We start from the raw sequence: 7,515 nt of genomic DNA on the forward strand, positions 1-7,515 counted from the left end.
ATTTATTCCCTTGCTTTCCGATTACCAGCGTCAAAAACACCATGGCGGCGAACCAATGTAACAGGACCGATGCTAAGGTTGAGCCAAGAGCAATAAACATGAAAGACTCTCAGAATGATTATTTTAGCTCATCCAGTGTTCTTGGTACGCCTACATCCAGAGAACTGTGAGGAGCTCTATTTAATGACAATATAGTTTTAAATTCCCTATACTCCCGGCAATTTAATATTGGTAACAAGGATGCCAATATTTTTTTCAATTCGTTTTTATAGCAGTAAAAATTTGCAAAGCCTGAATAACCAAACGGAATGGTTTCGAATTGAACGAAGGCTGCGTTATTGACAACCTTAATCACATTGGTTTTATTTTTATTGAACAATGTATATTCTATATGCTCTTCCTTTTTGAAATCAGTGAAGAAAATTGCAAAAATAGCCATGCCACCAGCACCGACCAAGGATAGCGGCCCTAATATGGCTACTGCCATAATACATACAAGTACACCCAACCAAGCAAGACCACGGACTACGGTGTATGCAATCTCCGGGATGGCATCCTGATAAGTCACAATTAGACCTTCCGTAGTGAGTCGGTATTTGTAATTTTTATCCGCCATCACCAAATAACGAAAATAAGGTATCATTACAGCAGTAACGCCCAACATAATATAAACAACGCTCCAATCCTCACCTGCAGTCAATAACAGCCCCCCCCCCCCAAGAAATAGTATCGAAAAGAGGCTCGTTATCATAATGATAATCCAGGCTAATGGCGTGGGAACCCTGATATCCCATTCATGGAGAGTCGGTGCCTCACGCACTCTCTTCTGATTGGCATCGATAATGCGCTGTTGCTCTTCCTGCGGTAGCAGATGAAAAGGGGTTTCCTGCTCGCTCACCTCGATTGCCTCGTTCACCTTGTCCATCAGTTATTCCCCAACTTGCCGACCACCAACGCGGGCATGGTACCCAGATCACCGCTACTGCTATTCAATGTGACAGGGCCGCTACTGCTACTGCTGCCCTTGAAAATAAACTCCCGCTGAATCATGCCCCCGAGATAGCCCAGTTCCAGTTTTATAGCCGAATTGATATCCACTCCCAGCGGCAGGGAATAGACCATATCATCCCAGCGCCCTCGTAGAGTCTCTATCACCTTGGGTTGCATCGCAGCTTGATAGCGCACCAGCTCCTCCTTAGAGCGCGCCGCTACCATCTGACCAGCTCTCGCAATTGGCTGGCCGATGACCTTCAGGCCTATGGTCTGCCCTCGCAAGTGCGCGGGGAGCGAGAGTTGCAACTGCCACTGGGATCGACCGGTGTCCATCCACCCCTGAGGTGCGGTGCGTACCACAGTCAAACTGGCCCCTGGTTTATTGACCAGCATTTCAAAGCGAGCCAACTCATCTTCGGCAGACCAGTTGGCAGGCTGCTTGCCCCAGGTGGATTGCAACAACCACTTCTCCAGATCCGAGCGTTTAAAAATATTGAGCAGCACAGTCAACACCAGATAGGCCGCACCCAACACAAAGAACCCCACGCCCATCCAAGTTGCACAGATGGCTCCGATGGATGAATAACCCAGTAAACCATTGATACCTAATTGCACAATCTGTGCAAAAAAAATAAAGAACTGCCCGCCCAATACGCCCATCTTCATCTGTGAGAGGGTCTTCTCCATACCACTAATTAGGGGATCATGAGTTGCCTGCAAAGTGTCCCACATCTCTGCCCCTGCAGCTGCCATACCGAGGCCAGCAAATGCCAACATCCGTAGAGAGAAGGCTTTAACTAGGACGCCATGCTCCCCATCTTTTGCCGTCTTTATTGACAATAAAGTCAGCGCCTTATCTCCGGCACTTGATATCTTGATTTTCTCCCAGACAGCCCCCTGATAGAGCGCGGCGATGGCATTGCCCGTCCAGGCACAGGCCGAGCCCAGCTGCATATTTGCCCGTTCCCGACCGATGGACTGGGCGTTTTGCGCCGTCCCTGCGATGACTACTGTCAGATTCCAGAGGTTGAGCAGGGCAACCAGCCCGCCAAAGGTCGCCAGATTGGGAATTCTCTCGTTCATGGCCGTGATGCGTTGATTCACGCCGCTACGTACGCTCGCCAGATAGTCACCAACATATTGTCTGGCTTGTTGCTGGTAGAGATCACCTTTCAGCTTCACCAGCAGGGGCATTTCACTGGCAATCAGGGTATCAAGCTGTTGCTGCAAGGTTTTTAGCTGACCGTTGATGGCCTTCACCGTGGTGCTGCGCCCGGGAGGAGGAGAGCTGATGGCCGACATCTCCTTGACTATGATCCAGACCTTCTGCTGGAAGCGGTTGTGGAGCATCCGATAGTCTCGGTTGACCTGCAGCGGCTGGTCGCCGAGCAGGGACTCCAGCAATACGAGTCTGAGGTTGCCCGCCAGGCTGTTCTTCCAGGCATGGGGCAAGATGGCCGCCATGATCTGGGCGTGAGCCCCCTTGGCCATGGATTTTCCCGCTTCCTTCATCGCGCCGATCACGGCTTCCACCTTCTGGAACCAGGGTTTCTGCTTGAGCCTCTCCTCCCCCAATAATGTCTCCAGTTCAGCGATACGACTAAAGAGAGCTGTCATATCCCCAGAGGAGGTGCTGAGCCAGGCATTGTCTACCGTCAGCTCGCTCAATCCCTTGTGCAACGCGGCATCAAAGCCATAAGGGGCCAGCGCCAGCAAGTTGTCGCGGCTCTTTTCGCCCAGCAGTTTCTCCAGCGCTTTCTTCCTCTCCTCCGTGCGGCAGCTAAGAGAGAGAACCGGCCCGGCCTCGGCAAACAGGGTCTGCAGATAGGCTTGTCCCTTGGGTGTTCTGTTGTCCAGACCAAAGGGCAGCGGATCGGCCTTGAGGCGGGTCACACCGTTGAACAGGTCTTCATGAGCCCGCGTCAGGGCCAGATCCAGCTCATTGAGTGGCACCTGATACTGCTTGATAAAGGCATTGAGCCCGCTCCAGTTGACCTCATCCTGGAAGGCTGCGCGCTCTTTCCATTGGGAAACCTGTTTTTGGGATGGATTGAAACCATATTGTTCCCGCAAGATTTTCAGCTTCTCATCAGCCCGTTTCTCCATGGGGGAGTTGAACCGCACCATCCCGGGCTCTGCCGTCATGCTCTCCATGTCGGCGAGGTAGCGATCCCCAAGATAATCATCCAGCGCCTCTTCAAAGGCCTGGGTCCTGGCGACATTTCCCCTGACGGAGGCGGGCAACTCCTTCTCGTCGAGCCGCACCCTGGCCAGGTTGCGCGTGACCTCCGCCATCATCAGCTTGTGGCTGTTGACCTTCATGGTGGCATCATCTTTCCCCAGCAGTGCTTCGCGCTTGGCGAGCAGTTGATTGACCTTCATGGAAAGGTCGGCAAGGTCGGCCAGCGGGTCCTCCAGAGCGACCACCATGGCGCTCTTGGGATCCGGTATGCCCGCCTTGTAGGCAGTCGGCGAACTCGCAGGTTTGTGAGCCAGCAACTTGATCCCCTGCTTGTCCTCTTCGGCAGGCTTGGCAAGGGGGGTAGAAGAGAGCACAAATCCCTTGTTGGACATCCCCAGGTCCGCAACCTTGTCGAGCACATCTGGCAGACCGCAATGAGGGGCCTTCATGGTGCTGGCAAAACTGCCCAGTTTCACCTGCCGCATCCAGGTGGTGCGCAAACCGCCGCTCTTTTCCATCTCATGCTTGATGCGCCCCGTCCAGCGCTGGGGAGAATAAGCGAGGGAGAGGGTATGGCTCGCAGGGTAGAGCAGATGCCCCTTGCTTCCCTTGCTCTGGCTGATAAAGGTCGCTCCCTTTATCTCGTACTCATCAAATGTCTTGGTCTTTTCGTCATAGACATAGAGCCAGCCATCACGCAGTTGGCGCAAGGCATAACCGCTCTCTTTCAACTTGAGAGGCACCACAAAGCCTGCTCCGGCGGGGACTGGGTGAGACTGCTTTTGTGGCGGGGAGAACGGCTCATCCAGGGCATAACGCACCGGGATGATGGCAATCTTCTTGTTCTTGAGCGGACAGACTCCTGCCGGGCTCTTGCTGTCGGTCGTGTTTGCACACTGGGCGGCTTGATTGGGCGTACTCATGCGTCTTGATCCTTGTTGCTCAATGCGGCAGCAAGCTCGGCGGCCTGCTCGATACGTTGCGAAGGGGTCTGGGGCGAACGCTGGGTAATCAACGCCTTGATCCGGGGATGCTCATCTTCATCAAACCAGTCACTGCCGAGATACCCCATCACATTGAAAAACAGCAGCAGATCCCGCTCGCTCTCGAATCCCTGGGCATAGGCGTAATCAGCCCAATGGGCAATCCAGGCCATGGGTTCTGGCAGCGTCAGCATGCGAGCCCCAAACCAGGTGTGCATGTGCGCTCTTATCCCATCGAGGGTGTTCAACCAGCTCACCTCTCCCAGACGGCGCCACTGCGCATCGGAAAGTCGCAGGCGCACCCCCATGGGGGACCCCATTCCAGGCGCGGCAACCTTGTGCTGCCACACCTGCCCCTCCCCTTGCCGGGTCGGGATCCAGACTTGAGCCACCCCCTGCCAGAGCCAGGGTTCATCATCCATAAACAGCCGCCACATGGTCTCCGGCATGGCCAGCTTGAGCAAAATCCTGCTGCCATAGGGACTCTCCACCTCGATAAGCCCACGCAATCGCTCGGCCAACGGCAACAGAGAAAGAGGGGACGATAACAGGTAACCCCATGATGCATCGCTGTTTTGCATAAACCAATCCAGCAAATTGGGCGTTGCACAGACCAGACAGGGGCTCACTTCTCGCAAGCTGTCCCAGGGGGCGTGAAGGTAAACAGGCTGATAGGAAGGCGATGGGTCCTGCTCGAACAACGCGCGCTCCAGCGCGGGAATGCGCGCCCCATCGAGCAACAGATAGAGTTGCTCTCCACTGTTCAGCTCGATGTCGGGACGCTCTGCGACGAAAGCCATGGCCATCAGCCACCACCCTCCTGTCTGGCCAGTTGCTCACAGATCTCGCACACAGGTTCGGCAGACTTGAGCGTCGCAATCTGACGTGCAGGGTCCATGGGAGGCAGGGGCGCCACCACTTCAACCGCTCCGGGCTGGATCGGCATCTGGCCACCCCAGCCAGAGCCAGAACCCGGGCTGCCGCCTGAGTTCATCTTGATGGAGCCGCCCGAGAGGGTGACACCGCTCGGGTCGATTTTGACAAAACTCCCCCCCACCTTGAGGGTCAGCTCGGCACCCGCCTCCATCACTATCTTCATGCCCGCCTTGTGGTGTACCTCACTTCCCGCTTCCACAAGCAGGGACTGCCCCAGCTTCTGGTGCAAGCTGGCATCCACGGTCAGGGAATAGTCGGCCTTGATGTGATCCCGTTTTTCACCGTTCACAGTGAGGTGATCATTGGCCTTGATGCGGGTCACCCGCTCATTGTCGATGTCCCTGTGCTGGTCGTGCTTGATGTGCCAGGCGGCATCATTTTCGATAAGCACGTTCAGGTCTTTCTGACCGTGGATATAAATCTCTTCCTTGCCCGCCTGGTCTTCAAAGCGCAGCTCGTTGAAGCCCTCCCCCTGATGGGTTTCGGTGCGCAGCACGGTGCGGGTCTTGTTGGCCGGCAGCTCGTAGGGCGGCCGGTTGGTGGCGTGATAGGTGCGGCCGGTCACGATGGGCTGGTCGGGGTCCCCCTCCAGGAAACTCACGATGACCTCGTGGCCGATACGCGGGATGGCCATCATGCCGTACTGGCCGCCGGCCCAGCCTTGGGAGACCCGCACCCAGCAGGAGCTCTGGTCGTTGGAGCTGCCGTAGCGGTCCCACGGGAACTGCAGCTTCACCCGGCCATGTTCGTCGCAGTAAATCTCCTCCCCTTCGGGCCCCACCACCATGGCGATTTGCGGGCCGTCCACCATCGGCTTGTGAGGGGCCTCCGGGCTGCCAATGCGGGCCCGCCAGGTGGTGCTCGCTTTCACCACCCCGAATTCGTTGTGATAGACGGTCGGGCCGCTCCCCCCCTCTTCCTCCAGCGCCTGGGGCTGCAAGCCAGTGTGCTGGATGCGCACCACTTGCCAGTCGGTGTTGAGGTTGCCGTTGGGGTGTTCGGTGAGCGAGAAGCTCTGCCCCGGCTGCAAGGCGGCGCAGTTGGACTTAGCCTGGCCCGCCACCGCGTCATTGCGCAGCGCATCCAGCCGGTGTTGGACAAACGCCTTACCGCTCGGGTCCGCTTTGTAGCGACCCGGATAGTCGAAGTGCTGGTAGGTATCGCGCTGGTGGGTCAGCTCCGCCCCCACCTTCTTGTGGGAGAGGCCATAGGCCGGGGTCTTGAAGCTGTAGTCTTTGAGCTCCACATCGCTCGGACGCACTGCCTCCCGGTAGTGGAACTGGCGCACATAAGGGCCTTGCTCCAGGGAGCGGTTGCCGAGATTGAAGAAGAGCTCGGGGCCGGCAGTCAGCGCGGCTGCATCGTCGGCAAACACGATGCGGTGCTTGCCCGCTTCAAACTCGTGGAAGTAGAACATCCCCTCTTCGGCGGCGAGGCGGTTCACGAAATCGAGGTCGGTCTCGCGATACTGAACGCAGTATTCCCGCTTGGCGTGCTCGTTTTTCAGGGCAAAGGCGTAATCGGTGATGCCGTGCTCTTGCAAAAGAATGCTGAGGATTTCATCGGGCTTTTGTGCCTGGAAGATGCGGGAGTTGTGGCGAAGTGACAGCCGCCACAGGGCCGGCTGCACCATGAGCTGATAGCGGGTGCGGCGAAAACCGCTGTCACCCTGCGCGAAGTCACTGACCACCCCGCACACCCGGCGCTGCAGCTCGCCGTTGTACCACACCAAGAGCTCGCAGGGCTGGTCCAGCACGGCGCCAACGTCGATGTCGGGCTGGGCACTTGCCAGCTCAAGGCGCAGGTTGAATGGCCGGTTGAGCGCTTCATTCAGCGCAAACTCGGCCACCACGAAAGTACTCTCGGGCAGGGCCCCTACCTTGACGGTAAATTGTAATCCTGTGCTGTCTGCCATGAGGGCTCCTTAACCTGCCAGTTCGCAGCCCCGGGAGCTGCACGGATGACGTCTGAGATCAGGCGCGTCGCAAGATGGGTCACCATCGCCATCAGCATCGCGAGGGAAGGCACGGTGCAAACTGAGAAGCGCCGCTTTCATCTGACAAGGCAATCGTGGGAGATGGTGCGACCGGCCTTCGCTGTGCTTTGCCATCCAGCCGCCATGCAGCCGGATGGCAAAACACAAAAGCTCCGACCACATCCGGTTGAATGGGTCGGAGAAAGCTTGCACAGGTCTGATGACAGCTGACACGGCAGTCATCAGACCCTGGGGTGCACTACAAGGAACAACGGCAATCAATAAATCGGTGATCAGGCCTCGATCGGCGCGCGCCAGTCATCCGCACCAGAGGTGCCGGCAACGGTGTGTTCCCAGTCGATCTTGCGGTAGGCCATGGAGACCTGGATCAGCTGGGTGAAGTCGGACTTCGCCGGATCCTGGCAGTGGGGCATCTGGCAGTCGAT

5 protein-coding genes and 1 pseudogene are annotated in these 7,515 nt (G+C 56.9%); 1 reads left to right on the top strand and 5 read right to left on the bottom strand.

What is annotated here, in order from left to right:
• Window positions 1-118: 118 nt before the first annotated feature.
• From AB5Y59_RS12745 to AB5Y59_RS12760, 4 genes are read right to left on the bottom strand one after another with little or no spacing between them, the layout of a single operon-like run.
• On the bottom strand, window positions 119-925 hold the full coding sequence (locus tag AB5Y59_RS12745; RefSeq protein WP_111736017.1) for a hypothetical protein: 807 nt from the start codon (window positions 923-925) through the stop codon (window positions 119-121).
• Window positions 925-4,098 carry a T6SS effector BTH_I2691 family protein gene (locus AB5Y59_RS12750; protein WP_368212079.1) on the bottom strand — a complete coding sequence of 1,058 codons (3,174 nt, stop codon included), beginning with the start codon at window positions 4,096-4,098 and terminating at the stop codon, window positions 925-927. Before AB5Y59_RS12750 ends, AB5Y59_RS12745 begins: the two co-directional genes overlap by 1 nt.
• The gene (locus AB5Y59_RS12755; protein WP_368212080.1) at window positions 4,095-4,964 is read right to left on the bottom strand and encodes a DUF4123 domain-containing protein; all 870 of its coding nucleotides are present in this window, start codon (window positions 4,962-4,964) and stop codon (window positions 4,095-4,097) included. The genes AB5Y59_RS12750 and AB5Y59_RS12755 overlap by 4 nt, the downstream gene beginning before the upstream one ends.
• Window positions 4,964-7,009, bottom strand: coding sequence for a type VI secretion system tip protein VgrG (locus AB5Y59_RS12760; protein ID WP_368212082.1), 2,046 nt, complete (start codon window positions 7,007-7,009; stop codon window positions 4,964-4,966). Before AB5Y59_RS12760 ends, AB5Y59_RS12755 begins: the two co-directional genes overlap by 1 nt.
• 45 nt (window positions 7,010-7,054) lie before the next feature.
• On the opposite strand from AB5Y59_RS12760, the gene AB5Y59_RS12765 reads away from it, so the two are divergent.
• Window positions 7,055-7,300: a hypothetical protein gene (locus AB5Y59_RS12765; protein WP_139736615.1), complete on the top strand. Its 246-nt coding sequence runs from the start codon at window positions 7,055-7,057 to the stop codon at window positions 7,298-7,300.
• 62 nt (window positions 7,301-7,362) lie between these two features.
• On the opposite strand, the pseudogene hcp1 reads toward AB5Y59_RS12765, so the two are convergent.
• Window positions 7,363-7,515, bottom strand: a pseudogene (gene hcp1 / locus AB5Y59_RS12770) (type VI secretion system effector Hcp1); the annotation flags it as partial.

The sequence above is a fragment of the Aeromonas sp. s10 genome, from assembly GCF_040907975.1.
GTDB lineage: Bacteria > Pseudomonadota > Gammaproteobacteria > Enterobacterales > Aeromonadaceae > Aeromonas > Aeromonas caviae.

Bases quoted from the DNA above. Each gene is read 5' to 3' on its own strand.
- AB5Y59_RS12745 (WP_111736017.1), bottom strand. From the start codon at position 925: ATGGACAAGGTGAACGAGGCAATCGAGGTGAGCGAGCAGGAAACCCCT.
- AB5Y59_RS12750 (WP_368212079.1), bottom strand. From the start codon at position 4,098: ATGAGTACGCCCAATCAAGCCGCCCAGTGTGCAAACACGACCGACAGC.
- AB5Y59_RS12755 (WP_368212080.1), bottom strand. From the start codon at position 4,964: ATGGCCATGGCTTTCGTCGCAGAGCGTCCCGACATCGAGCTGAACAGT.
- AB5Y59_RS12760 (WP_368212082.1), bottom strand. From the start codon at position 7,009: ATGGCAGACAGCACAGGATTACAATTTACCGTCAAGGTAGGGGCCCTG.
- AB5Y59_RS12765 (WP_139736615.1), top strand. From the start codon at position 7,055: ATGACGTCTGAGATCAGGCGCGTCGCAAGATGGGTCACCATCGCCATC.